The sequence below is a fragment of the Kineococcus esterisolvens genome (assembly GCF_050871405.1).
GTDB lineage: Bacteria > Actinomycetota > Actinomycetes > Actinomycetales > Kineococcaceae > Kineococcus.
On sequence record NZ_JBJLRI010000044.1, the window covers coordinates 1 to 24,984 of the forward strand.

The window sequence follows — 24,984 nt, forward strand, 5'->3', positions numbered from 1 at the left end:
TGCATGCTCACCAGGGACAGGCGGTGGGCCAGGACGTCGTGCATCTCGCGGGCGAGGGGGGGCCCCGCGGGGGGGGGGGGGGGGCGGGCGCGCCGCGGCTGCGGGGGGGGGGGGGGGGGGGGCGGGGTGCCGGCGGGCGGGCCGGCGGGTGGGGGGACGGGCGAGCTCAGCCCACCGAGACCACCGTGGGGACCCGGGCGTCGCCGTAGAACAGCGCCCCCAGGTGCGGCAGGGCCGGGTCCAGGCCGGTCCACGAGACGCTGAACGTGGCCTCGCGGCCGAGCTGCACCGGCACCGGGTCGGGGTCCACCGAGAACTCCCCGGCACCGCCGGCGGCGGGCACCTGGAACGTCGTCAGCCGGTACCGGGCCGTCCTGCGCCCCGGTGCCGCGGCGTAGGTGGTGACGCCCACCTCGTACGTGCCGGGGTCGACGACCGTGGTGATGCGCTCGTCGGCGGCGGTGCTCGCCGAGCTCGCCACCGGCACGCGCCGGCCGCCGTCGACCCGGTACAGCGTCAGGTCCAGGTCGGCGTCGCGGTCGTCGGCGACGAGGTCGAAGCGGGACAGCGCGGTGCCCTCGGGCACCTTCACGCGCACCCTCGTCTCCTTGCCCGCCGGGGTGGTCCCGGTGCGGGTGCTGCCGGCGGCCAGGCCGGCGGCGGTGACGTCCAGCTCACCGGCCACGCCGGAGGTGACGGTGACCTGCTGCGAGCCGGAGGCGCCGGAGGCGGTGACCTCGGCCGGTGCGGCGACCGTCACGGGGCGCAGGGCGATCGGCGAGCGGACCGAGCGGTCGGCGCCGCGCCAGGTGAGCGAGCCGGTGCTCCACCCCTCCAGCGGGGCGTCGGTGCGGGTGAACGTGACCCGGAACTGCTTGGTGTCGCCGGCGCGCACGACCAGCACGCTGGGGGCGACGGTGACGTCGAACCCGGGCACCGAGGCGGTGGCGTGGTACAGGCCCGTCGTCGTGGCGGTGACGCTGCGGGTGACGGTGCGGGTGCCGGCCAGGTCGCCCACCGCGATGGACGCCTGGTTCAGGTCGCTGGGGTCGATCGGCCCGACCCCGGCGCCCAGGTCCGCACCCGAACCCTCCAGGTAGCGCAGCCAGTCCAGCGCGCCGGAGTCGTAGACCAGGCCGGGGGTGAGCATCCGGGCCGGGTCGACGAACCCGGCACCACCGGCGAACGGGTCGCGGTCCGGCGCGCCGGCGGTGTCCACGAGGTCGCGGGCCGTCGTCATGAGCGCGGACTTCACGGCCATGGGGGACCACCCGGGGTGGGCGGTGGAGTACAGCGCCGCCAGGCCCGTCACGTGCGGAGCGGCCATGGAGGTGCCCGACTGGGGGGCGAACAGGTCGCCGGTGGCGCTGGCCGCGGGCGAGTACCCGGCCAGGACGCCCGAACCCGGGGCCGCGACGTCGGGCTTGAGCACGTCGCCCTCGTTGACGAACGTCGGCCCGCGCGAGGAGAACCCGGCGACCTGCGGGGTCGGGGTCCGTTCACCGGTGGTGTTGCCCGGCTCGAAGGCGACGGTGGCGCCCTCCTCGTGGGCGTACGCCTCGACGGCCTCGCCGGCCCCGGTGTCCAGGTGGACCGTGGGCACGGCGTGCTGGTCGGCCTCGGTGCTGTCCGGGGTCGGGTTGACCAGGACCATCCCGACCCCGCCGGCCCGCTCGACCTCCGCGGACTTCGACACGCGCGCGGTGACGGCGCGGTCGCAGACGACGACCTTGCCCCGCACCTGCGCCGGGTCGAGGGAGCCCTCCAGGCAGTTGCGCGCGTCGGCGGCCGTGGCGCCCCGCGCGGCGACGGCCGAGGCCGGCACCACCGGCGTGCTCGGCAGGGGCTCGCGGGTCAGGCTGGCGCCGACGAACCGGCGGCCGTCCCCGAGGCGGACCGTGCCCTCGCGCAGGACGGAGCTGGCGGCGGCGACCGTGGTCACCCACGGGCTCGCGTGGTCCAGCGTGGAGGCGCCGGGGCCGGAGTTCCCCGCGGAGGCGGAGACGAAGATCCCCGCCGAGGCGGCGGACAGGAACGCCAGCTCCACCGGGTCCACCACGTCGGTGGCGGCACCGCCGCCGATGGAGTAGTTGATGACGTCGACGTTGTCGGCGACCGCGGCGTCGATGGCGGCGACCAGGTCGGAGGTCGCGCAACCGGCGTCGCCGTCGGCGGCGGTCCAGCAGACCTTGTAGACGGCCAGGGCGGCGGCCGGCGCCACCCCGGTGGTCTCGCCGTAGGAGGTCCCGTCGACGGTGGCCGGCACGCCGGAGGCGCCGACGGCGGTGGTGGCGGTGTGGGTGCCGTGCCCGTCGGTGTCGCGGGCGGTGGGCGGCTCGCTGTCGGCCAGCTGAACGCCGCCGGCGGTGAAACCGGTGGAGAACGCGCGGGCGCCGACGACCTTGGTGGTGCAGTCGTCGGCGTCCCAGCCCTCGCCGGTCTCGCAGGCGCCGGTGAAGGTGCCGCCGTCGGCCTTGGGCACGGTGATCGCCCCGTCGGCGGTGCGGTGCGCCACGAGCTCCCCGGCGGGGCCGGTGCCCAGCGCCTCGCCGGCCACGGAGGGGTGCTCGGGCCACAGGCCGGTGTCCAGGTCGGCCACGACCACCCCGCGCCCGGCCTGCTCCGCGCCGCCCAGCGCGCTCCACACCCCGTCCGGGCCGGTGAGGCCCAGGTGGTCGGCGGTGGTGGTGGGCTCGGTGGCGGGCTCGGTGGCGGGCTCGGTGGCGGGCTCGGTGGCGGCGTCCGGGTGGCGCAGGACGTCCCGGGCGACGGCCAGGACGCCGGGGGTGCCGGACAGCTCCTGGGCCTGGGCGGCGCTCAGGTGCGCGGAGAAGCCGTTGAGGGCGACGGTGAACTGCTGCTCGGGACTGGCGCCGACGGTGCGGGCGACGTCCTGCTGCGTCTCCAGCAGCGTGCGGCGGTAGTCCTGCGCGGCGCGCCGGGTGACGTCCACGCCGCCGCCGGGGGCGGCCTTCAGGCTCGGCTCGCCGGGGGCCGAGCCGTCGGCCTCGGCGACGGGGTCGCCGGCCAGGACGACGACGTAGCGCCCGTCGGCGTAGGGGCCGGGCGCGGCGGGCCGCGGGAGCGGCGCGGCGGCGCCGGCGGCCGCGGTGGGCGCGGCGGCCAGCAGCAGGCCGGTCGTGGCGGCCAGCAGGCGCCGGCGGGCGCGGGGGCCGGGCGCGGGCGGGCAGGGGTGCGGGGGGACCACGGGGGCCTCCAGGTGCGGGGAACGGTGGGACGGCCTCACCTGGAGCGCAGGTGGCGACGGAGTGCACTCAAGCCGCTGCTCTGCGTTGCGTCAAGGTGCCCGGCGCAACGAGTTCCGGGTAGCGGTAGCGGCTCCGCGCGCGGTTCGTAGGGTGGGCGGGTGCTCGCCACCCGCCGCAGGTCCTCCCCCGCCCCCACCGCGCACCGCACCGCCCGCTCGGCGGCCGCGGTCGCGCTGGGCCTGAGCACCGCCGCCGGCGGCGTCCTGGCCACCGCACCCGCCGCCTCGGCCCACGACCGGCTGGTGTCCACCGACCCGGCCGCCGACGCCGTGCTGGCGCAGGCCCCCGAGCAGGTCGTGCTGACCATGTCGGCCGCCCCCGTGGGCCTGGGCACCCAGGTGCAGGTCACCGGCCCCACCGGGGTCGTGTCCACCGGTGAGGCGCGGGTCGTCGACGAGACGGTGACCCAGGCCCTGGCCGCCGAGCGCCCCGCGGGCACCTACGAGGTGCAGTGGCGGGTGACGTCCTCCGACGGGCACCCGATCTCCGGCACCTTCAGCTTCACGGCCGAGGCGGCGGTCGCCGCACCGGCCGCGACCACCGCCCCGACCGCGGACGTGGTCACCTCCTCCCCGGCGAGCGACCCCGCCACCGCGGAGACCTCCCCCACCCCCGACGGCGACGCCGACCCGATCGCCGGGGCCGCCGGGGACGACGCCGGGCAGGACGGCGGCGTCGGCACCGGTGTGGTCGCCGCGGTGGTCGCGGCCGTCGTCGCGGTGCTGGCCGGGGTCGGCGTCATCGCGGCACGGCGGCGCCGGCGGGGCTGAGGGCACCGCGCGCCGGGCGCGAGCGCCGCTCCACGCGCGCGTCCACCAGCCACAGGGCGGTCGTCAGGAGCGCGAACCCCCCGCCCGCCGCGGTCACCGCGCCCCAGCCGCCGGCGATCCAGGCCGCCGACCCGACGGCCGAGCCGAGCGCGCCACCGGCGAAGTACGTCGTCATGTAGGCGGAGTTCAGCCGCGCGCGGGCGTCCGGGCGCAGCGGGTAGACCACGTTCTGGTTGGACACGTGCACCATCTGCAGCCCCAGGTCGGCCACCGCGAACCCGGCGACGAACAGCACGAGGGAGGTCACCGCGTCGGAGGCGGACAGGCCCAGCGCCGCCCAGGACACCACCAGCAGCAGCGCGCCGGCCCCCGTGGCCAGCTGGGTGCGCCCCGCGTCGGCCATCCGGCCCGCCAGCGACGCCGCCACCGCGGCGCCCGCCCCCACCAGCGCGATGAGCCCGATGGCGCCGTCGCTGAGGCCGAAGCGCTCCCCCGCCAGCAGGAACGTCATCGTGCTGAAGAGCACCGAGACGCCGGCGAAGCCCGCCGCGCCCAGCAGCGCGCGGGTGCGCAGCCGGGGCTCGGCGCGCACCAGGGCCGCCGTGGAGGCCAGCGTCGCGGCGTAGCCGCCGACGCGCACCGGCACGCTCACCGGCAGCCGGCGGCGCAGCACGAGCGCCAGGGCCACCAGGGCCACGGCCACCACCGCGTACGGCGCGCGCCAGCCGGCCAAGTCCGCCAGCACCCCCGAGACGCTGCGGGCCAGCAGCGCACCGACGAGCAGCCCGCTCATCACGGTGCCCACCGCCCGGCCGGCCCGCCCCGGCTCGGCCAGTTCCGCGGCGAACGGCACCAGCACCTGCGCGGCCACCGAGAACAGCCCGGCCGCCGCGGTGCCCACCGCCAGCACCGCGAACGAGGGCGCGAGCGCGCACAGGGCGTGCCCGGCCGCGGCCAGCAGCGCCAGCACGGTCAGCAGCCGCCGGCGCTCCAGCAGGTCCCCCAGGGGCACGACGAGCAGCAGCCCCAGGCCGTAGGAGACCTGGGCGGTGGTCACGAGGGTGGCGGCGGTGCCCTGCGGCACGCCGAGGCCGGTCGCGATGGTGTCCAGCAGCGGCTGGTTGACGTAGTTGCCGCCGACGGTCAGGCCGGTGGCGACGGCCATGAGCAGCAGCAGGGGTCGGGTGAGCACGCGCCCAGCCTGCTCCCGCCGGGTCGCCCGCGTCCAAGCGATCAGAGGCACCCCGGCGATCGCGGAAGGCGATGGAACGGCGCGGGGGCGCACCACCGGCCGGCACGCCGGTGACCGCCGATCACGCGGCGGCCGGGTCCGGGCACGGCGCAACTCCGCGCCGACGTCCCCGGCGTGCCACCACGCACGCAGCCGGGGGCGGGCCCGGGCGGGCCGGCTCGTCCCGGTGGTCCCGTCCCGGTTCCCGTTCCAGGTGGTCGGGGAGGCCGTGAGCGCGTCGGCGACCGGCTCGCCGGCGCAGCGGGGCCGGCCCGCGGTCAGCGCACCAGGACGAGCAGCGACACGACGCCCAGGACGACGACGGCCGCCCGCAGCACCACCGCGGGCAGCCGTCGCCCGAACCGCGCCCCCGCCCAGGCCCCGGCGAAGGAGCCGGCCGCGACCAGCCCGGCCGCCGTCCAGTCGATGCGCTGGGCGGCCGTGACCACGTAGGCGGCCGCCGCGACGGCGTTGACCGCCAGGGTCAGGACGTTCTTGATCGCGTTCAGCCGCTGCAGCGGCAAGCGCAGCAGCAGGCCGAAGACGCCGATCTGCAGCACCCCCTGACTGGCCGCGAAGTAGCCGCCGTAGGTCCCGGTGGCGAGTGCCCCCAGCAGCAGACCCGCCAGACGCCACCGGGTCAGGGCGTCCGGGAGCGGTTCCCCCGCACCGGTGGGCACCTCGGCGCGGGCCGAACCGGCGGAGGAACCGGCCGGCGGGCCCTCCCCGTGCCGGCGGGCGAGCCGGCCGGCGATCAGCGGCTGGGTCGCCACCAGCACCACGGCCAGCGCCACCAGCACCGGCACGACGGCGCCGAAGGCGGCCGCCGGCAGGTGCAGCAGCAGGTAGGCGCCGGTCAGGGCGCCCAGCACCGACGCCGGCAGCAGGCGCAGCACCAGCGGGCCCAGCCCGCGCAGTTCGCGCCGGTAGCCCACGGCCCCGGCGAGGTTGCCGGGGACCAGCCCCAGCGAGTTGGTGATCGTCGCGCTCAGCGGCGTCAGACCGGAGGCCAGCAGGGCGGGGAAGGTCACCAGCGTGCCTGAGCCGACGACGGCGTTGATCCCCCCGGCGGCCACACCGGCCAGCGCCACCACGACCGTCTCCCACGGCGACACCGCACCCCGCCCTCCTCCCACCGCCACCCGTCGCACGACGGGACTCCGAGCGCCGGCCGACCGGGGCACCGCGTCGGCGACCGGCGGCCGGCATCAGGATGCGGCGGCGACCAGCATCGCGGCGGTGGTGACGTCGGTGACGAGGCGGTTGAAGTACCCCGCGCGCGCGGCGGCGAGCAGGCTCACCACCTTCTCCGGGCCGCTGGCGACGGCGATGGTCACGGGGATGCGCCGAAGGACTCCGAGCGGGGTGGCGATGAGCCGTTCGCTGCCCGGGAAGTCGACCGGGCGGCCCTCCCTGTCGTAGAAGCGCGAGCACAGGTCCCCCACCGCGCGATCCAGCGCGGCGCTCTGCGCGGGGACGAAGCGGGGCAGCGAGACCCGCTGCGCCGGTGGCGCTCCCACGCCGAGGACGGCGGCTCGAGCCACCTCCCAGGCGTCGGCCACCCGCCGCATGCCGGGGTCGTCCAGCAGGCCCGCGTGCAGCGCCTCCCCCGGCAGCGCGGGGGCGTAGAGGAAGGCCGGGCTCCCCCTCACGCCGGCGGCGAAGGCGCGCACGATCTCGTTGGTCTGGTACCAGGGTTCGGGTTCCAGCTGCCCGCCGACCGTCGGCACCACGAGCACCCCCGGCAGGGCCGGCAGCTCAGCGCGCGAGGCCGCGTAGGCCATCCTCCCGCTGGAGACCAGCAGCACGTCGCCCACCCCGAGGTCGGCGGTCGCCAGGGCCGCCGCCAGCGGACCCGAGAGCGCGCTGCTGAGCACGCCGCTCGCGGCGTCGGCGGGGACGTCGGGGTACAGGTGCACCTCGACGAGCCCGAGGGCGTCCGCGACGGCCTCGGAGAGGTCGGCGTCGGCACCGGCGCTGGGCGGGCGGACGTCGATGTGGACGATCCCGCGGCGTCGCGCCTCGGCGAGCATGCGGCTGACGGTCGCGCGGCTCGTGCCGAGCCGGGACGCGATCTCCGCCTGCGTGGCCGCCTGCAGGTAGTACTCGACGGCGACCGAGTAGAGCAGGTGCGAGGGCGTGCGGCCCCCGCCCTCGACGACACCGCTGCCCATGGCCCGGGATCCTCGCACGCTTCCCCTCGTGAACAGGGGTTTCGAACACCTGAACACGGTGAACACTCGTGCTGGACATCGGTGCAGCCGTGGCCCTAGGGTTCTCGCCAACGGCCTCGCTCCTCGAGCACGCCGGGATTTGCCAGCGGTGCGACGACGCACCGCACGACGACGAGGGGGTCGCGGTGGGCGAGACGACGCAGGCGGTGGTGCGCCGAGGACCGGGGGACCACCGGCTGACCTCCAGCCGACCCGAACCGCCGGCCGGCGGACCACCGGTCCCCCGACCGGCGCCTCCCACCCTCGCCCCGCCCCAGACCCGCCCGTGAGGAACCCCGCCATGCAGCCCCGCAGCACCCCCAGGAGCCTTCGGTGAGCACCGCGACGACAACCCCTCAGACACCGGGCACGCCCGCACGAGCGGCGGGACGCCGGACCCCGAGGAACCGCAGCCGCATCGTCACCGCCGCCGTGGTGGCCGCCGTCGTCATCGCTGCGGCGCTGAGCACCAAGGTCGTCAGCAACGACTCCGAACTGCTGGTGGGCCCGACGGCCTTCGACGCCGCGACCTACGGTGAGCAGCAGTTCCCCGAGATCGCCTCCTACGTCAGCGAGAACGCCGTCGACGCCGTGGAACTGGCCACCGCGCTGCAGGCCGACCCGACCGCGGCACAGCAGTACGGCGTGGTCAGCAGTTCCGGGATCGGCGCCGTCGTCCCCGTCTCCTTCACCGGGACGGTCGAGGCGCCCGACCAGACCGGCCTGCCGGTGGTGGCGGTGCCCGGCATGCCCGAGGGCCACGTCGTGCACGTCCAGCTGGGTCCCGCCATCAACGGCACGGACCTGCGCGACGCCTCGGGAGAGGTCTCCCTGAACGACTTCGAGAACCAGATCCAGTACCAGGACGCCGGAGCCGCGCTCAACGACCAGGTCAAGTCGCAGGTCCTCGCGCCGCTGGAGGGCCAGGACCTCACCGGCCGGACCATCGCCGTCGAGGGCGTGGTCACGCTCATCAACCCGCAGAACTGGAACGTCACGCCGACCGCGGTCGAGGTCCAGCAGTGAGCGCGCCGAGCACCCGGGGTCCGGGCGTCGACGAGGTGGTCCTCAGCGCCCGCGACGTCGTGAAGACCTACGGCGCGACGCAGGCCCTCAAGGGGGTGGCGTTCGACATCCACAAGGGGCGGGTCACCACGCTGTTCGGTGAGAACGGCGCCGGCAAGTCGACCCTCATGAAGATCCTGTCCGGCGTGGAGCAGCCCACCTCGGGGCAGGTCGTGCTCGACGGCGAGACGGTGGAGTTCTCCAGCACCGTCGACGCCCGTGACCGCGGCATCTCGATCATCCACCAGGAGCTGAGCCTGGCCCCGAACCTCAGCGTGCGCGACAACCTCTTCATGGGCCGCGAACTGCGCGCTCCGACCGGCGTGGACTACGCCGAGGAGACGCGGCAGGCGCGCGCCGTGCTCGAGGAACTCGGGCAGGAGATCGACCCCACGACGCCCGTGGCCGACCTGCGCGTCGGCCAGCAGCAGCTGGTGGAGATCGCCCGCGCACTGCTGGTCGACTCCCGGATCCTCATCATGGACGAACCGACCTCGGCGCTGAGCGCCACGGAGGTCGAGGTGCTCTTCGGCGTCATCCGCGACCTCACGTCCCGCGGGGTGTCGATCGTCTACATCTCCCACCACCTGGAGGAGGCGCTCGAGGTCACCGACTACGCCGTCGTGCTGCGCGACGGTTCCATCACCGCGACCGCCCACCGCTCCGAGATCGACCTGGAGTGGGTGGTGCAGCAGATGGTGGGCGACGCCTACGACCTCGGCACGCCCCCCACCGGGTACGAGCTCACCGCTCCGGCGCTGCAGGTCGAGGGGGTCAGCGTCGCGGACGTCGAGAACCCCGAGCGCTCCGTCGTCGACGACCTCTCCCTGGAGGTGCGCGCCGGTGAGGTGGTCTGCATCTACGGCCTGATGGGCGCCGGGCGCACCGAACTGCTGGAGGCGCTCGCCGGCCGGGTTCCGATCACCGGCGGCCGCGTGCTGCTCAAGGGCGAGGACGTCGCGGGGCTCACCATCGCCGAGCGCATCGCGAAGGGCCTCGGCCTGGTGCCGGAGGACCGTCAGCGCGACGGGCTCGTGCAGACCATGACCGTCGGCTCCAACCTGTCGCTGGCGGCCCTGCGCTCCTTCGTCAAGGGAGCGCTGGTCTCCCGCCGCGGGGAGAAGGCGGTCGTCGACGAGGGGATCCGCAGCGTCCACGTCAAGACCGCCGGCGGCGGTGCCGCGATCGGCTCCCTCTCCGGCGGCAACCAGCAGAAGGTCGTCATCGGCAAGGTGCTCGCCACCCACCCCGACGTGATCCTGCTCGACGAACCGAGCCGCGGCATCGACATCGGCGCCAAGGGCGAGGTGTTCCGCCTGCTGGCCGAGAAGGCCCGCGACGGCCTGGCGGTCGTCTACTCCACGTCCGAGCTCAACGAGTGCTTCGCCATCGCGCACCGCATCGTCGTGATGTCGCGGGGCCGCATCACCGCGGAGTTCGGGCCCGACGTCCGCAAGGACCAGATCATGGCCGCTTCCGGCGAAGCCCTCACCCACTGAGCCCGCTCACCAGCACTGACCCTCGTCGCCGAGGAAGGACCCACCCATGAGTTCCACCACCACAGCGGGCAGCCGCCGCAGCGTCGACATCGGCGCTCTGCTGCTGGAGGGCCGCGCCTTCCTGGCGCTCGTCGCCATCTTCGTGATCTTCTCGGTGCTCGCGCCGAACGCCTACCCGACGGTCTCCAACGTGCTCGTCATGTCCTCGCACGTGGCGATCTACGCGCTGCTCGCGATGGGCATGCTGCTGGTGATCCTCAACGGCGGCATCGACCTGTCGGTCGGCTCGACGCTCGGCATGGCCGGCATGGTCGCCGGTTTCCTCATGAAGGGCGTCGACCTCTCGCCCTTCGGCATCGACTCCACGCTGTTCCCCCCGGTGTGGGTGGTCGCCCTCGTCTCCATCGGGGTGGGAGCGCTGATCGGCCTGGTCAACGGCGTCCTGGTGGCGCGGTTCAACGTCGCCCCGTTCGTGGCCACCCTCGGCACGCTCTACGCCGTCCGCGGCCTGGCCTCCCTCATGACCAACGGCCTGACCTACAACGACTTCGGCGGCGACGAGGCGCTGGGAAACACCGGCTTCGACTGGCTCGGCTTCAACCGGATCGCCACCGTGCCGATCGGGGTCGTCGTCATGGTCGTCATCGCGCTGGTGCTCTCGGGCGTGCTGAACCGCTCGGTCTTCGGCCGCTGGCTGTACGCCTCCGGCGGCAACGAGCGCGCCGCGGAACTCTCGGGCGTCCCGACCCGCAAGGTCAAGATCTGGGTGTACGTGGTCTCGGGGATCACCGCCGCCATCGCCGGGCTGATCCTCACCTCGCAGCTGACCTCCGCGGGCCCGACGGCGGGCACCACCTACGAGCTGACGGCCATCGCCGCCGTCGTCATCGGCGGGGCGGCGCTCTCCGGCGGCCGCGGGAACATCCGCGGCACCCTGCTCGGCGCCTTCGTCATCGGCTTCCTGTCCGACGGCCTCGTCATCGTGGGGGTCTCCGTCTACTGGCAGACCGTCTTCACCGGCGCCGTCATCGTCGCGGCCGTACTGCTCAACTCGGTCCAGTACAAGGGGAAGCGCCGAGCTCGCAGCGGATCGGGCGGATCCCCGGGAGGCGGCACCTCCGCTCCCCCGCCGGCCTCGCCCAAGTCGCCGACGACCGCGGCCGCCTGACGCCGAGCCCCAGCGAGCCCCAGCGAGCCCCACCGAGCCCCGCCGAACCGCACCGTCCGCTCCCACCGCCCGCACACCCCGCCGCCACCGCTGAAGCCCCACGAAGGGAACACCCCATGAAGCGCCGATCTCTCCTCACCCTGGCCGGCACCGCCGCCGCCCTCGCCCTGACCGCCTGCGGCGGCTCCGACGACACCGCCGGCAGCGGCGGGTCGACGGAGGGCGGGCTCATCACGATCATCGTCAACGACCCCTCGAACCCGTACTGGGCCGCCGAGGGCGACGCCGCGAAGGCCGCCGCGGAGGAGCTCGGGTACACGGCGACCGTGTCCGCCCACCGCGGCGACACCAACACCGAGAGCCAGCTCGTCGACACGGCGATCTCCAACGGGTCGGTGGCGCTGCTGCTCGACCCGGCGAACGCCGACGGCTCCGTCGGTGCGGTGAAGAAGGCCGACGCCGCGGGCATCCCGGTGTTCCTCATCAACGCCGAGATCAACGAGACCGGCATCGCCAAGGCCCAGCTCGTCTCCAACAACGCCCAGGGCGCCGCGCTGGGCGCTCAGCAGTGGGCGCAGCTGGTCGGCCAGGACGCCCAGTACGCGGAGCTGCTCGGCGCACCCAGCGACAACAACGCGGCCACCCGCTCCAACGGTTACCAGACGGTGCTGTCGCAGTACCCGGGGCTGCAGGAGGTGGCCGAGCAGGTCGCCAACTGGGACCGCACCGAGGGCCACGACAAGATGCAGGCGATGCTGCAGGCCAACCCCGGCATCAACGCCGTCATCTCCGGCAACGACGAGATGGCGCTGGGTGCCATCGCCGCCCTGCAGGAGTCCGGCCAGATCGGTCAGATGAAGGCGATCGGCGGGTTCGACGGCTCACCGGACGCCGTCGACGCCATCAAGGCCGGCACGCTCTCGTACACGGTGCTGCAGCCGGTCGTGGAGTTCTCCCGGGAGGCCGTCAAGCAGGCCGACGCCTTCCTCAAGAACGGCGAGACGGGGGTGGCCGAGGAGAAGCAGGCCTTCGACTGCGTCCTCATCACCGAGGACAACGTCGACCAGTACACGGCACCGTTCACGCTGTCGCAGTGACGGCGGCCTGACGCTGCTCGTGGCGACGGCGCAGGTGCCGGGGGCACGCCCCGGCACCGGCGCCGTCGCCACGAGCGCCGCCGCAGCGCGAGGTGGCGCCCGGCCGGTGGGCGAGGTCCTGCCCGGGGTCGGCCGCGGCCCGCGCGAGGCTCGACCGGCAGGGCCTACCCTCTCGCCGGTGACGCCCCTGCAGCTGCGCTGCGTCCTGGCCGTCGCCGGGCACCTGCACTTCACCCGCGCCGCGCACGAGGTCGGCATCGCCCAGTCGGCGCTCAGCGCCCAGGTCGCCCGGCTGGAGGCCGAGCTCGGCACCGCGCTGTTCGAGCGCACCAGCCGCAGCGTGCGGCCGACCGCCGCCGGCGAGGCGCTGCTGCCCCGGGCCCGCGCGGTCCTGGCCGAGCTGGACCGGCTGCGCACCGACGTCGCCGCCGCCACCGGCGCCGTCGAGGGCCCGCTGCGCATCGGCACCATCCCCACCCTCGCCGACGTGGACCTGGCCGCCCTGCTGGCGCGCCTGCGCGAGCGGCACCCCGGGGTGCGCGCCACCGTGCTGGAGCAGAGCTCGGCGAGGACGCTGGCCGGGGTCGCCGACGGCACCTGCGACGTGGGGTTCACCGGCACCGCGCTCAGCGAGGCGCTGCCGGGCGTGACCGCGCAGGTCCTCACCACCGAGCCGCTGACCGCCGTCGTCGCCGCCGGCGACCCCTGGGCCGGCCGGCGGCGCCTGCGGCTGCGGGACGTGGCCACCCGCCCGGGGGTGGACTTCCCCGCGGGCACCAGCGGGCGCCGGCAGAGCGAGGAGGCGTTCGCGGCGGCGGGCCTGGCGCGCGAGGTCGCCGTCGAGAGCTCCTCGGCGGCGTTCCTGCTGGACCTGGTGCGCGCCGGGGTCGGCGTCGCCCTGCTGCCCGCGGCGGCGGCCAGGGGCGCCGCGGGGGTGCGGGTGGTGGCGGTGGCCGACGCGCCCGTGCGACGGGTCTGCGCCGTGCACGCCGGCGCCGGCTCGTCCGCCGCGGCACGGGCGTTCCTGGCGCTGCTCGCCGAGCACCTGCCGGGGTGAGGACCCGGTGCGGACGCGACGAGGGGCGGCCCCCACCGGGGACCGCCCCTCGCGCGTCGGCTCAGGTCAGCGCGGGTCGGCGCACCGTCACGGGACGATGAGACCGGCCGTCTGCGAGCGCGCCTTCTCGAAGCGCTGGGCGGCGTCGGCCCAGTTCACGACGTTCCACCACGCCTTGACGTAGTCGGCGCGGACGTTCTTGTAGTCCAGGTAGTAGGCGTGCTCCCACACGTCCAGCAGGACGATCGGGACCAGCCCCAGGGCGATGTTGCCCTGCTGGTCGTACAGCTGGACGTTGATGAGCTTCTGCCCCACCGAATCCCACGCCAGGATCGCCCAGCCGGAGCCCTGCACGCCCGCGGCCACGGCCGCGAAGTGCGCGCGGAACTTGTCGAACGAGCCGAAGTGCTCGTCGATCGCGGCGGCCAGGTCCCCGGTCGGCTTGTCGCCGCCGTCCGGGGACAGGTTCGGCCAGAACGCGGAGTGGTTGACGTGCCCGCCGAGGTTGAAGGACAGGTTCTTCTCGTGCAGGTTCACGGTGGCCAGGTCGTCGGCGTCGCGCGCCGCGGCCAGCTTCTCCAGGGCCGTGTTGGCCCCGGTCACGTACGCCTGGTGGTGCTTGTCGTGGTGCAGCTCCATGATCGTCCCCGAGATGTGGGGCTCGAGCGCGGAGTAGTCGTAGGGGAGGTCCGGCAGCGCGTAGTCGGCCATGTCGTCTCGTCGTCTCCTCGTCCGTCACGTGGGTCCTCGCGCGGCACGGGCAGCACCCGTCGATCCGCCCGCGCGCTCGACCTTCGCGCAGCCCCCGGGGCCGCGCAACCGGCCACCGGCAGCATCCCACCAGGTGATCACGGCGCCCGGGCGGGGTGTCGGTGGCGCCTGGCAGGCTGGTCCCATGAGCTCCCCGGCCGCCACCGGCTCGCGCGCGCCCGCCCACCGCCCCTCGCCCGCAGCGCCCGCGGGCGTCCCCGTGGTCGGGTTCGACCTCGACATGACGCTCGTGGACTCCAGCGAGGGCATCGCCGCCACGCTGCGGGCCGTCCTCGCCGAGGACGGCGTGCACGTCACGCCCGAGGACACCTGGCCGTACGCGGGCATGCCGCTGGAGCTCATCGTCGCCGGCCTGGCCCCCGGCACCTCCCCCGAACGGGTCGCCGAGCTCGCCGACCGCTACAGGGAGCTCTACCCCTCGCTCGGGGTGCCGGGCGTGCGGGCCTACCCCGGCGCGGCGGACGCCCTGGCGGCGCCGGCCGCCCACGGCGGGCGCAGCGTCGTCGTCAGCGCCAAGCACACCCCGAACGTGCACCGCGTCCTGGCCGCGGCCGGCCTCGAGCGCGCCGTGCGCTCCGAGGACGTCGCCGGGGACCTGTTCGCCGAGGCCAAGGGCGTGCGGCTGGCCGAGGTCGGCGCCACCGCCTACGTCGGCGACCACCCCGGGGACGTGCGCGCCGCGCGGGTCGCCGGTGCGGTGGCCGTGGGCGTCACGACCGGCGCCCACGACGCGGCGGCGCTGCGCGGGGCCGGCGCCGACGTGGTGCTCGCCGGCCTGCGGGACTTCCCCGCCTGGCTGGCCCCCCACGCCGCGGAGCTCGCCGCGGGCGCGCGACGGGGAGGCGGCGCTCCCGCGCCCCGTTAACCTGGGGGCAGCCGGCGCGCCCCCCAGGGCGGCGCGCGGGCGCGCAGACACCCGATGCTCACCGGGCCGCGGCCGAGGGCCGCGCCCACCGCTCACACGAGAAGGTTCCCGTGCCGACTGGCAAGGTCAAGTGGTTCGACGCCGACAAGGGTTTCGGCTTCCTCGCCGCCGAGGACGGCGGGGAGGTGTTCGTGCACGCCTCGGCGCTCCCGGCGGGCGCCACGACGCTCGCCAAGGGCGCGCGCGTGGAGTTCGGCGTCGTGCAGGGCGAGCGCGGCACGCAGGCGCTGTCCGTGCGCCTGCTGGACCCCGTGCACTCCGTGGCGCGCGCCACCCGCAAGAAGCCCGAGGACATGGTCGTCATCGTCGAGGACCTCATCAAGCTGCTCGACGGCGTCTCCAGCTCCCTGCGCCGCGGCCGCTACCCCGAGAAGGGCGGCGCCCGCAAGATCGCCACCGTCCTGCGGGCCGTCGCCGACGACCTCGAGGCGTGAGCGTGGCCGAGAGCACCGCGGCCCGCCCGCGCCGCACCCGCAAGCCCGTCCTGGACGCCGCCGCGGCGGCGGCCGTGGACCTGGCCCGCGCCGCGGCCGAGGAGGTCGCGGACGAGGGCACCGTGGGCGAGCACCTGGGCGCCTCGGCCGAGGCCGAGCGCCTCGTCAGCCACGCCTTCGACTGCCTGCTGCCGGGGTACCGGGGGTGGCGCTGGACGGTGACGCTGACGCGCGCGTCCCGCGCCCGCAACGTGACCGTCAACGAGGTGTGCCTGCTGCCGGGCGAGGACGCGCTGCGCGCCCCGGAGTGGCTGCCGTGGTCCGAGCGCATCTCGCCCGGCGACGTCGGCCCGCGCGACACGCTGCCGCGCAGGGCGGACGACCCGTACCTGGAGCAGGGTTACGCGGCCACCGGCGAGACCGAGGCCGACGAGCTGGCGCTCTTCGAGCTGGGTCTGGGCCGGGAGCGGGTCCTCTCGCCGCTGGGCCGCGACGAGGCCGCGACGCGCTGGTACGAGGGCGACCGCGGCCCGCGCAGCGAGATCGCCGAGAACGCCGCGGGCCAGTGCTCCACGTGCGGGTACTTCCTGCTCCTGGCCGGCTCCCTGCGCCAGGTGTTCGGCGTGTGCGCCAACGAGTGGTCCCCGGAGGACGGTCGCGTCGTCAGCGCCGACCACGGCTGCGGCGCGCACAGCGAGACCGACGTCGAGGCCGAGCAGGAGGCGCCGAGCGCACCGCTGGTGGACGACCTCGCGGTGGACGTGCTGGACCTCGCGGAGGCCGCGGACGAGCCCGCGGACCGCACGGGCGGTTCGGCGGGCGACCCGGTGGGGGACCCGGCGGACGACCCGGCGCCGGCGCCCTGAACCGCCCCGCGCCGGCCGCGGCGCCGGACCCGTTCGGCACCGCGGAGCTGCGCCGGCGGGTCCTGGAGGCCTGGGCGGCCTCGCCGGCGCGGCTGCGCGAGGACGCCAACGCCGAGGAGGACGCCGCCCTCGGCGCCTACCGCGACCGGCTGGTCGTGGAGCTGGCGCAGAACTCCGCCGACGCCGCCGCGGCCGCCGGGGTGACCGGCCGGCTGCTGCTGCGCCTGGTGGACGACCCCGCCGGCGGGCCCGGGCGCCTGCTGGCCGCCAACACGGGCGCCCCGCTGGACGCCGCGGGCGTCCAGGGCCTGGCGACCCTGCGCGCCTCCGCCAAGCGCGGCGCCGGCAGCGACGTGGTGGGCCGCTTCGGCGTGGGCTTCTCGGCGGTGCTGGCCGTCACCGACGCCCCCGTGGTGTCCTCCACCACCGGGGCGGTGCGCTTCTCCCGCGACGCGACCGCCGGCCTGGTGCGCGAGGCCGCCGCCGGGCCTCGGGGTGCGGGGCTGCGGGCCGAGCTGGAGCGCCGTGGCGGCCACGTGCCCGCCCTGCGGCTGCCGTTCGCGGTGGCGGCCGCGGCGCCGCCCGACGGCTACGACACCGTCGTGGAGCTTCCGCTGCGCGACGCCGCGGCCCGCGACCTCGCGCACCGGCTGCTGGCCGCCACCGACGACGTGCTCCTGCTGGCGCTGCCGGCCCTCGACGAGGTCGTCGTGGAGGTGCCGGGCGAACCGGCCCGGGTGCTGCGGGACGTGGAGGAGCGCTGGCGGGTGCTGCGCCGCTCGGGCCGCCACGGGCCCGCCGCGCTGGCCGGCCGGGGCGTGGAGGAGCGCGAGCGCCCCGCCTGGCACCTGGCGTGGGCGCTGCCGCGCACCCCTTCCTCCACGGGCCCGCTGCCCGGGGACCTCCTCGACACCGCCCTCCCCGGCGCCTCGCCCACCGCCACCGCGGGCCCCGGGGTGCTGTGCGCCCCCACCCCCACCGACGAGGACCTGCCGTGGCCGGCGCTGCTGGTGGCGACCCTGCCGCTGGGGCCGGACCGCCGCCGGGTGGTGCCGGGCCCGGCCGCCGACGCGGTGCTGGACGCCGCGGCGGAGGCGTACTGCGACCTGCTGGTGGAGGTGGCCGCCGACGGCGGTGACGCCCTCGTCCTGCTGCCGCACGGGGTGCCCGCCGGACGGCTGGACGCGGAGCTGCGCGAACGGGTCCTGCGGCGCGCCGGCGAGGCACCGCTGCTGCCCGCCGTGGAGGCGGCGCCGGACGGGGAGGGCACCGGCCGGCTGCTGCTGCGGCCGGCGTCGGCGGTCGCGCTGCGCGGGGCGGGCGCGGACGACGCGCGCCTGCTGGCCGCGCTGGCCCCCTCGCTGGCGGGCCTGGTGGCGGCCCCTCGCGCCGTGGACCGTCTGCTCACCGACCTGGGTGTGCTGCGCCTGGGGCTGGCCGACGCGCTGGAGCTGCTGCCCGGCGGCGGGCCGCCCGACACCGCCCGCGAGCTGTTCGCCGCGCTGCTGCCGCTGTCCGGCGACGGCGCTGCGCGCGAGGCGATGTCCGGTCTGCCGGTGCCCCTGCTGGACGGGCGCACCGTGCACGGCGCCCGGGGCGTCGTCGTCCTGGACGCCGCGGCCGCGGAGGCGCTCGACGCGGAGGCCGCGGGCCTGCTGGCCGGGTACGGGTTGCGGGTGGCGCACCCGGGGGCGGTGGCCGGCGGGGCGGGCGAGCTGCTGGTGCGCCTGGGCGCGCGCGAGGGCGGCGCGTGGGCGCTGCTGACCGACCCCGCGCTGGCGGCCGCGGTGACCGGCTCCCCGGACGCCGACGACCCCGACGCCGTCGCGGACGCGGTGCTGGCGGTCGTGGAGGCCGCGGTGACCGGCGCCGGCGGCGCGGTGGACGAGGACGCCGTGGCCCGCGCGGCGCGCGACGTGCCCGTGCTGCGCGACCTGGCGCTGCGCGACGCCGACGGCGAGCCGGCGCCCGCGAGCGCGCTGGTGCTGCCCGGCACGCTCGCCGCCGCCGCGCTGGACCCGCGGGCCGTGGGCGAGGTGGACCCGGACCTGGTGGCGGCGTGGGGGCCGGCGGTGCTGCGGGCCGCGGGGGTGCTGGCGGGCCTGGTCGCGGTCCCCGTGCACGGCCTCGACCTGACCGACCCGCAGGAGGTCGACGACGCCGTCGAGCGCGGCGTCACGGCCCTGGACGAGTACGCCGGGGAGGTCTGGGGGGACCTCCTCGACGAGGGCCCCGAGGGGCTCGAGGGAGCGCGGGGGCCGGCGGGCACGGTCGTGGAGGACGCCTGGGCCGTGCCCGACCTGGACCTCGTGGGGTCGAGGTGGCCGGACGTCCTCGGCGGGCTGGCCGCCACCCCGGCGGGTGCGGCGGCGCTGACCCGGCCGTGGGCGGTGGCGGGCCGGCAGCGCCCGGGCCCGGCGGCCTGGTGGTTGCGCACCCGCGGGCCGCTGCCCGCGGTGAGCCGGTCGGCGGACGGCACGGCTCCCGGCTGGCTGCCCCCGGCGCCGGGCTGGGCGGGCGCCCTGCCCGCGGCGGTGCGCGCGGCGCTGGGGGTGCTGGCGGACCTGGCCTGCGCGGGCCCGGCCGACGCGGGCCCCCTGCTGGACGCCGCGGCGGCCGCCGACCCGGCGCGGGTGCCGGTGGCGGACCTGCTGCGGGTGTGGGCGCTGCTGGCCGCCCACGCCGGCGAGCTGCCGCCGGGCGCACCGCCCGAGGCGCTGGTGGCGCTGGACCCGGCGGGGCGGCCGGTGCGGGTCGCCGCCGGGGACGTCGTGGTGGCCGACGACCCGTGCTGGGCGCAGCGCAGCGACCTGGGCCCGCGCCTGCTGGTGCCCGCCCGGCACGCCGCGGCGGTGGCCGACCTGCTGGACGTGGACCTGGCGTCGGACCGCGCCGACGGGGAGGTCGACACCGGTCCTGTGCAGGACCGTCCCGTCCCGGCGGAGGTCTCGGCCCTGCTGCCGGGCTGCCCACCGGTGTGGGTGCGGGCGCCGGGCCTGCGCGTGGACGGGCGGGCGGTGGGCTTCTGGGTCGAGCCCGCTGACGGGCCGGGACCGGCGGGGGTGGTGGCGCGCGACCTGCCCGGCGCGGCCGCGGGGCTGGCGGTGGCGGCGGGGCGCTGGCCGCTGCGACGGGCGGTGGCCGAGCTGCTGGCCGGCGACCCCGACGCCCGGGCACGGCTGCTGGCCGAGGAGCTGCCCGGGTAGGGCGTGGAGGCGCCCGGGGACGCCCCCGGGACGCTGCGCGGTGCGGTGTCGCACGGGGTGCCCCCGGCCGCGCCGCGGGGGCGGTCCCCGCTCCCGGCGTCAGGTCGCCCCGGGCCCCCGCTGCGCCGCACCCCGGGCGCTGCCGTCCCGGCCCCGGGCCCCGTCCGCGGCCCTGCGGGCCGCGCGGCGCTCGCGGCGGTGCACGTGCGCCAGGCCGACCAGGCCCAGCGCGATGCCGGCGATGCACGAGCCGAGCCAGCGGCCCTCGCCCGTGTCGCGCACCTCGGGCACCACGAGCGCGACGAGGAGCAGCACGCCCCACACGGCCAGGCCGACGAGCACGGCCCGGCGGTCGTCGGTGCGCAGCGGCGGCGGCGGGGGTTTCGCCTTCGACGGCGGCAGGTACAGCGGCACGTCACCAGTGTGCCGGTCGGGGGCGTCTGGTGGGATGTGCCCGTGGCCGACTCCCCCGCCGACTCCCCCGCCGACCCCCCCGCCGCGCCTCCCGCCGTGGCGCTGACCGACCCCTCGCCGCGCCGGCGCACCGCGCTGGTGACCGGCGCCAGCAGCGGCATCGGCGCCGCCACCGTGCGGGCCCTGGCCGCGGCCGGGTTCGACACCGTCGCCGCCGCGCGCCGGGTGGAGCGCTGCGAGGAGCTGGCCCGCGAGGTGGGCGGGCGGGCCGTGGCGCTGGACGTCACCGACGACGCGTCGGTGGCGGCGCTGGCACGGGCGCTCCCGGAGGTGGACGTCGTGGTGCACTCCGCCGGCGGCGCGCTGGGCACCGACCGGGTCGAGGACGGCGACGTCGAGGGCTGGCGCCTGATGTACGACACGAACGTGCTGGGCGTGCTGCGCGTGCACAAGGCGCTGCTGCCGGCGCTGCGCCGCGGCGGGGACGGGCACGTGGTGGTGCTCGGGTCGATCGCCGGGTTCGAGACGTACCCGGGCGGCGGCGGGTACACGGCCGTCAAGCACGCGGTGAACGCGCTGTGCCGCACGATGCGCCAGGAGATGGTGGGCGAGCCGGTGCGCGTCACGGAGGTCGCCCCGGGCATGGTGGAGACGGAGTTCTCGCTGGTGCGGCTCGGCAGCGAGGAGGCGGCGGCGAAGGTGTACGAGGGCCTGACGCCGCTGAGCGCCGGGGACGTCGCGGAGGTGGTCGCGTTCGCGGTGACGCGCCCGCCGCACGTGGACCTGGACCGCGTCGTGGTGCGGCCGGTGCAGCAGGCGGACGCCGCGCACGTGCACCGGCGGCGCTGAGGTCCCCCGCTCAGCTCCTCGTGCTCAGCGCCCCAGGGCCAGCAGTCCCGCGGCGACGGGCCTGCCGAACAGCCACCCCTGGGCGCGGTCGCAGCCCATCTCCCGCAGCATCGTCGCCTGCTCACGGGTCTCGACGCCCTCGGCGGTGACGAGCATGCCGTGGGCGTGGGCCAGGCCGATGAGCGCCTCCACGACGGCCGCGGCGCGCGCGGAGGTGCCCAGCGGGCGCACGAAGCTCATGTCGATCTTCAGGAAGCTCAGCGGGAAGCGGTCCAGGTAGGACAGCGACGAGTAGCCGGTCCCGAAGTCGTCCAGGCCCACGCGGGCACCGACGCTGCGCAGCTCGCCGAGGCTGGCGCGGGTGGAGGTGGACAGGTCGATGAGGGTGCGCTCGGTGACCTCGCAGAGCAGGCTGGAGCCGGTGGCGCCGGTGCTCTCCACGCTGTGGGCGAGGCGGTGCGCGAACGCCGGGTGCTCCAGCGTCTTGCCGGAGACGTTGAAGGAGACCTGCAGCCCGTTGCCGTCGTCGCGCCACTCGCACAGCTGGCGCAGCACCTCCCCCAGCACCCAGGTGTCGACGTCGACGATGAGGCCGGTGTCCTCGGCGGTGTCGACGAACGACTTGGGCTCCAGCAGCCCCTCGACGGGGTCCTGCAGGCGCACCAGGGCCTCGGCGGCCACGATCCGCTCGTCGCGCAGGTCGACGATGGGCTGCCACACCACGCGCAGGCCGTCGGTGCGCAGCGCCCGGCGGACCTTGTGCTCGGCCTCGCGGCGCGCCTGGGCGTCCTCGCGCATCGCGGAGTCGTAGACGGCGACGCGGTCGCGGCCGGCGTCCTTGGCCCGGTACAGGGCCATGTCGGCGCTGCGGAACAGCTCGTCGCTCGTGCCCTCGTGGCCGACGGCGACGCCGGCGCTGGAGGTGCACACGAACGGCTCGGGCAGGCCGGGCAGCAGCACGGGCGCCCGCAGCCGGCGGATGACGTTGCGGGCCATGGCGGCGGCGGACTCGGGGCGGTCCACGCCGGGGACCATGAGGACGAACTCGTCGCCGCCCAGGCGCGCCAGGGTGGAGCCGGCGGGGGCGGCGGCCTGCAGCCGCTCGGCGGTGCGGCACAGCAGCGCGTCGCCGATCTGGTGCCCGAGCGTGTCGTTGACGAGCTTGAAGCGGTCCAGGTCCAGCAGGACCAGCGCGACGGCCGAGGCGGGGGTGGCGGCGGCCAGGGCCTCCCCGAGGCGCACGTCCAGCACGGTGCGGTTGGCCAGGCCCGTCAGGGAGTCGCACTGGGCCAGGCGCACCAGCTCACCGGTGGAGCGGTCGCCGGGAGCCAGGTCGAGCACGAGGCCCTGCACGACGCCGGGGCGGCCGGTGGCCAGGGGGACGCTGGTGCCGAGGAAGGTGCGCTCGGTGCCGTCGGCGGCGCGCACCCGGAACGGGTAGGGCGCGGAGGCGCTGCCGCGGGTGGCGGAGTCGTGGGCGCCGGTGAAGGGGCCGCGGTCGTCGGGGTGGACGCGCTCGCGCCAGGTGGCCAGGTGGGGGTCGGCCTCGCCGGCGTCGAGGCCGAGCAGGTCGCGCAACCGGTCGTCGAGGGTGATGCGGTCGGTGGCGGGGTCCCAGGACCAGGAGCCGAGGCCGGCCAGGCGCACGGCGCCGGACAGCAGCTGCCGCACACCGGTCAGCTCGGCGGCGGCCCGCTCGGCGTCGCCGGCCGCGCGCGCGGCTCGCCAGGCGGCGCCGGCGGTGGCGGCGAGCAGGTCCAGGGGCGCGCTGCCGGGGGTGGGGGCGCCCCAGACGGCCACCCGCGGCGCCCGGGGGTCGCCGGCGACGAGCTCGACGACGGCGGTGGGGGCGGTGGCCGCCAGGTCCGCGCCGCTGGTGCGGCGGCCGGGGGCGGGGACGCCCTCGCCGCGCGAGGCGACGACCTGCAGCTCGCGGTGGCGGGAGCGGGCGACGGCCTCCAGGAGCAGGACGCGGCCGTACCCGGCGTCCTGGACCTCGTCGGCGAGCTCCTCGGCGAGGGCGCCCGGATCGGCGCAGGCGGCGAAGCGCCGGTGGGCGCGCAGGAGCGCGGCGGTGAGGTCGGCGCGGACGTCCGGCTCCACGTCGGGAGCCGCATCCAGCACCTCGGTCCGGGCGCGCGGGGTGCCCTCGTGCAGGGCGGTCCCGCCGGCGCGCCGGGCCGAGGTCGCAGGAGAACCAGTCACGCGTCCGCTCCCCTCTTCGGGCGAGCAGCCTCGCCCAGTGCTGTGACGCTACTTAACGTTATGAACTGTAACGCCACGTAGAGCCGAGTGGTACCGAACGGGGGGGCGACCTCGTTGCTGGTGGTAATTACCTCTGCTAAGGAGTAACTTCGTCGAGGTGACGAGCAGCACCCCCGAACCGCCTCCGAGCACCGTGGAGGGCGACGCCGTCGACCACCTCGCCGTCGACCGCCTCGCCGTGGACCTGCGCGTCGCCCTGCTGCGCACCGCCCGGCGCCTGCGCTCGCAGAAGAGCGTCGAGGACCTCACCGACGGGCAGCTCTCCGTGCTGGCCCACCTGCACGTGCACGGACCGCGCACCCCCGGCGAGCTCGCCGAGGCGGAGCACGTGCGCCCGCCGTCGATGACGCGCACCGTGGCCGCTCTCGCCGAGGCCGGCTACGTGGAGCGCACCGGCCACCCCGACGACGGCCGGCAGGTCCTCGTCTTCCCCACCACCGCCGGCCGCACCGCCGTGGAGGAGACCCGCGCACGGCGCTCCGCGTGGCTGCACGAGCGCCTGGCCCGCCTGGACGACGAGGAGCGCGCCACCCTGGCGGCCGCCGCGCGGCTGCTGCTCGAGGTGGTCGCGGAGTGAACCGGACATTCCGCTCCCTGCGGCACCGCGACTACCGCCTCTGGGCGACCGGTGCCATCGTCAGCAACACCGGCACGTGGATGCAGCGCGTGGCGCAGGACTGGCTCGTCATCCAGGTCCTCACGAACGGCTCGGGAACCGCCGGCGGCATCACCACCGGGCTGCAGTTCGGGCCGATCCTGGTGCTGGCGCCCCTGGCCGGCTGGGTGGCCGACCGCTTCCCGCAGCGGCGCACCCTCATGGCCACGCAGGCCGCGATGATGGTGCTGGGCCTCGTGATGGCCGCGCTCGTGCTGTCCGGCGCCGCGCAGCTGTGGCACGTCTACGTCCTGGCGACGCTGCTGGGCTGCGCCTCGGCGATCGACGGCCCCGTGCGGCAGACGTTCGTCAGCAGCCTGGTGCCGCCGGAGGACCTGCCCAACGCCATCGGGCTGAACTCCGCCTCGTTCAACTCCGCGCGCCTGATCGGCCCCGGCCTGGCCGGCCTGCTCATCGCCTGGATCGGCACCGGCCCGGTGTTCCTGATCAACGCGCTGTCGTTCCTGGCGCCGCTGCTGACCCTGCACCTGATGCGCCCGGCGCACCCGGTGCGCCGCGAGCGCCCGGCGAAGGGCACCGGCGGGATGCGCGAGGGGCTGCGCTACGTGCGCGCGCGCCCGGACCTGATGGCGATCTTCGCCCTCGTGGGGGTCGTGGGCACCTTCGGGCTGAACTTCCAGCTCACCTCGGCGCTCATCACGAGCGTGAAGTTCGGGCGGGACGCCGCCGCGTTCGGCGTCGCCGGCACCGCGCTGGCCGTCGGTTCGCTGCTCGGCGCGCTCATCGCCGCGCGCCGCGAGCGGCCCCGCTGGCGCCTGGTGATCGGCGCGGCCGGTGCGTTCGCCGTGATCGCGTCGGTGTCGGCGGTCATGCCGAACTACTGGCTGTACCTGGTGGTGCTGCCGTTCCTGGGCCTGTCGTCGCTGACGCTGCTGACGGCGGCCAACGCGACGGTGCAGATGAGCACCGAGCCGCGCATCCGCGGGCGGGTGATGGCGCTGTACATGTCGCTGATGCAGGGCGGCACCGTCGTCGGCGGCCCGTTCGTGGGGTGGGTCGGCACGCGCTTCGGCGCGGAGTGGTCGGTGCTGGTGGGCTCGATCCCCTCCGGCCTCGTCGCGGTGGCGGTGGCGGTGCTCGTGCTGCGACGCGCGAAGGTGCGGGTGACGTGCTCCCTGCGCAGCACCCCGCACCTGCGGGTGGTGCCGGTGCGCTCCCCCGACGGCGGCGACGAGCGCGACGTCGCAGCCGCCTGAGCGGTCCGGGGCA

The 24,984-nt window shown here is 76.6% G+C and carries 20 protein-coding genes; 13 read left to right on the plus strand and 7 right to left on the minus strand.

Features of this window, described 5'->3' with window-relative positions; genetic code table 11:
- Positions 1-166: 166 nt before the first annotated feature.
- Complete coding sequence (locus tag ACRYR8_RS13870; RefSeq protein ID WP_432483142.1) at positions 167-3,208, minus strand: S8 family serine peptidase; 3,042 nt, start codon at positions 3,206-3,208, stop codon at positions 167-169.
- Between the two features lie 159 nt (positions 3,209-3,367).
- Here ACRYR8_RS13870 and ACRYR8_RS13875 point away from each other — a divergent pair, with 159 nt between their 5' ends.
- Positions 3,368-4,039: a copper resistance CopC family protein gene (locus tag ACRYR8_RS13875; protein ID WP_432483144.1), complete on the plus strand. Its 672-nt coding sequence runs from the start codon at positions 3,368-3,370 to the stop codon at positions 4,037-4,039.
- Here the strand turns inward: ACRYR8_RS13875 and ACRYR8_RS13880 are convergent.
- From ACRYR8_RS13880 to ACRYR8_RS13890, 3 genes are all read right to left on the minus strand, one after another.
- Positions 4,008-5,231, minus strand: coding sequence for an MFS transporter (locus tag ACRYR8_RS13880; protein WP_432483146.1), 1,224 nt, complete (start codon positions 5,229-5,231; stop codon positions 4,008-4,010). The genes ACRYR8_RS13875 and ACRYR8_RS13880 overlap by 32 nt on opposite strands.
- 317 nt (positions 5,232-5,548) lie before the next feature.
- Positions 5,549-6,385: a sulfite exporter TauE/SafE family protein gene (locus ACRYR8_RS13885; protein WP_432483148.1), complete on the minus strand. Its 837-nt coding sequence runs from the start codon at positions 6,383-6,385 to the stop codon at positions 5,549-5,551.
- A 93-nt stretch (positions 6,386-6,478) separates the two neighbouring features.
- The gene (locus ACRYR8_RS13890) at positions 6,479-7,444 is read right to left on the minus strand and encodes a sugar-binding transcriptional regulator (RefSeq protein ID WP_432483150.1); all 966 of its coding nucleotides are present in this window, start codon (positions 7,442-7,444) and stop codon (positions 6,479-6,481) included.
- A 372-nt stretch (positions 7,445-7,816) separates the two neighbouring features.
- Here ACRYR8_RS13890 and ACRYR8_RS13895 point away from each other — a divergent pair, with 372 nt between their 5' ends.
- The 5 genes from ACRYR8_RS13895 (at position 7,817) to ACRYR8_RS13915 (ending at position 13,369) form a co-directional block, all read left to right on the plus strand.
- Entirely contained in the window at positions 7,817-8,509 is a 693-nt protein-coding gene (locus ACRYR8_RS13895) for a DUF2291 family protein (RefSeq protein WP_432483152.1), read from the plus strand.
- A complete protein-coding gene (locus tag ACRYR8_RS13900) occupies positions 8,506-10,047 on the plus strand; it encodes a sugar ABC transporter ATP-binding protein (protein WP_432483154.1) in 1,542 nt (513 codons plus the stop codon). The genes ACRYR8_RS13895 and ACRYR8_RS13900 overlap by 4 nt, the downstream gene beginning before the upstream one ends.
- Positions 10,048-10,093: 46 nt before the next feature.
- Entirely contained in the window at positions 10,094-11,215 is a 1,122-nt protein-coding gene (locus ACRYR8_RS13905; protein WP_432483156.1) for an ABC transporter permease, read from the plus strand.
- A gap of 116 nt (positions 11,216-11,331) precedes the next feature.
- Positions 11,332-12,312, plus strand: coding sequence for a D-ribose ABC transporter substrate-binding protein (locus ACRYR8_RS13910; protein ID WP_432483158.1), 981 nt, complete (start codon positions 11,332-11,334; stop codon positions 12,310-12,312).
- A 178-nt stretch (positions 12,313-12,490) separates the two neighbouring features.
- Positions 12,491-13,369, plus strand: coding sequence for a LysR family transcriptional regulator (locus tag ACRYR8_RS13915; RefSeq protein WP_432483160.1), 879 nt, complete (start codon positions 12,491-12,493; stop codon positions 13,367-13,369).
- An 87-nt stretch (positions 13,370-13,456) separates the two neighbouring features.
- Here the strand turns inward: ACRYR8_RS13915 and ACRYR8_RS13920 are convergent, their stop codons facing one another.
- Positions 13,457-14,080: a superoxide dismutase gene (locus ACRYR8_RS13920; RefSeq protein ID WP_432483162.1), complete on the minus strand. Its 624-nt coding sequence runs from the start codon at positions 14,078-14,080 to the stop codon at positions 13,457-13,459.
- Between the two features lie 184 nt (positions 14,081-14,264).
- Between ACRYR8_RS13920 and ACRYR8_RS13925 the strand changes: the two genes are divergently transcribed.
- From ACRYR8_RS13925 to ACRYR8_RS13940, 4 genes are all read left to right on the plus strand, one after another.
- Positions 14,265-15,005, plus strand: coding sequence for an HAD family hydrolase (locus ACRYR8_RS13925; protein ID WP_432483164.1), 741 nt, complete (start codon positions 14,265-14,267; stop codon positions 15,003-15,005).
- A 110-nt stretch (positions 15,006-15,115) separates the two neighbouring features.
- Positions 15,116-15,499, plus strand: coding sequence for a cold-shock protein (locus tag ACRYR8_RS13930; RefSeq protein WP_432483166.1), 384 nt, complete (start codon positions 15,116-15,118; stop codon positions 15,497-15,499).
- A gap of 2 nt (positions 15,500-15,501) precedes the next feature.
- A complete protein-coding gene (locus tag ACRYR8_RS13935) occupies positions 15,502-16,365 on the plus strand; it encodes a DUF3027 domain-containing protein (RefSeq protein ID WP_432483168.1) in 864 nt (287 codons plus the stop codon).
- A gap of 155 nt (positions 16,366-16,520) precedes the next feature.
- Positions 16,521-19,571 carry a sacsin N-terminal ATP-binding-like domain-containing protein gene (locus ACRYR8_RS13940; protein WP_432483170.1) on the plus strand — a complete coding sequence of 1,017 codons (3,051 nt, stop codon included), beginning with the start codon at positions 16,521-16,523 and terminating at the stop codon, positions 19,569-19,571.
- 99 nt (positions 19,572-19,670) lie between these two features.
- Here ACRYR8_RS13940 and ACRYR8_RS13945 read toward each other — a convergent pair whose 3' ends face one another.
- Positions 19,671-19,985 carry a DUF2530 domain-containing protein gene (locus tag ACRYR8_RS13945; protein WP_432483172.1) on the minus strand — a complete coding sequence of 105 codons (315 nt, stop codon included), beginning with the start codon at positions 19,983-19,985 and terminating at the stop codon, positions 19,671-19,673.
- Between the two features lie 102 nt (positions 19,986-20,087).
- Here ACRYR8_RS13945 and ACRYR8_RS13950 point away from each other — a divergent pair, with 102 nt between their 5' ends.
- A complete protein-coding gene (locus ACRYR8_RS13950; RefSeq protein WP_432483235.1) occupies positions 20,088-20,834 on the plus strand; it encodes an SDR family NAD(P)-dependent oxidoreductase in 747 nt (248 codons plus the stop codon).
- A 24-nt stretch (positions 20,835-20,858) separates the two neighbouring features.
- Here the strand turns inward: ACRYR8_RS13950 and ACRYR8_RS13955 are convergent, their stop codons facing one another.
- Positions 20,859-23,039: a putative bifunctional diguanylate cyclase/phosphodiesterase gene (locus tag ACRYR8_RS13955; protein WP_432483174.1), complete on the minus strand. Its 2,181-nt coding sequence runs from the start codon at positions 23,037-23,039 to the stop codon at positions 20,859-20,861.
- Positions 23,040-23,196: 157 nt separating this feature from the next.
- Here ACRYR8_RS13955 and ACRYR8_RS13960 point away from each other — a divergent pair, with 157 nt between their 5' ends.
- Positions 23,197-23,676, plus strand: a complete 480-nt coding sequence (locus ACRYR8_RS13960) for a MarR family winged helix-turn-helix transcriptional regulator (RefSeq protein ID WP_432483176.1) — start codon at positions 23,197-23,199, stop codon at positions 23,674-23,676.
- Complete coding sequence (locus ACRYR8_RS13965) at positions 23,673-24,971, plus strand: MFS transporter (protein ID WP_432483178.1); 1,299 nt, start codon at positions 23,673-23,675, stop codon at positions 24,969-24,971. The genes ACRYR8_RS13960 and ACRYR8_RS13965 overlap by 4 nt, the downstream gene beginning before the upstream one ends.
- The last annotated feature ends 13 nt before the right edge of the window (positions 24,972-24,984 follow it).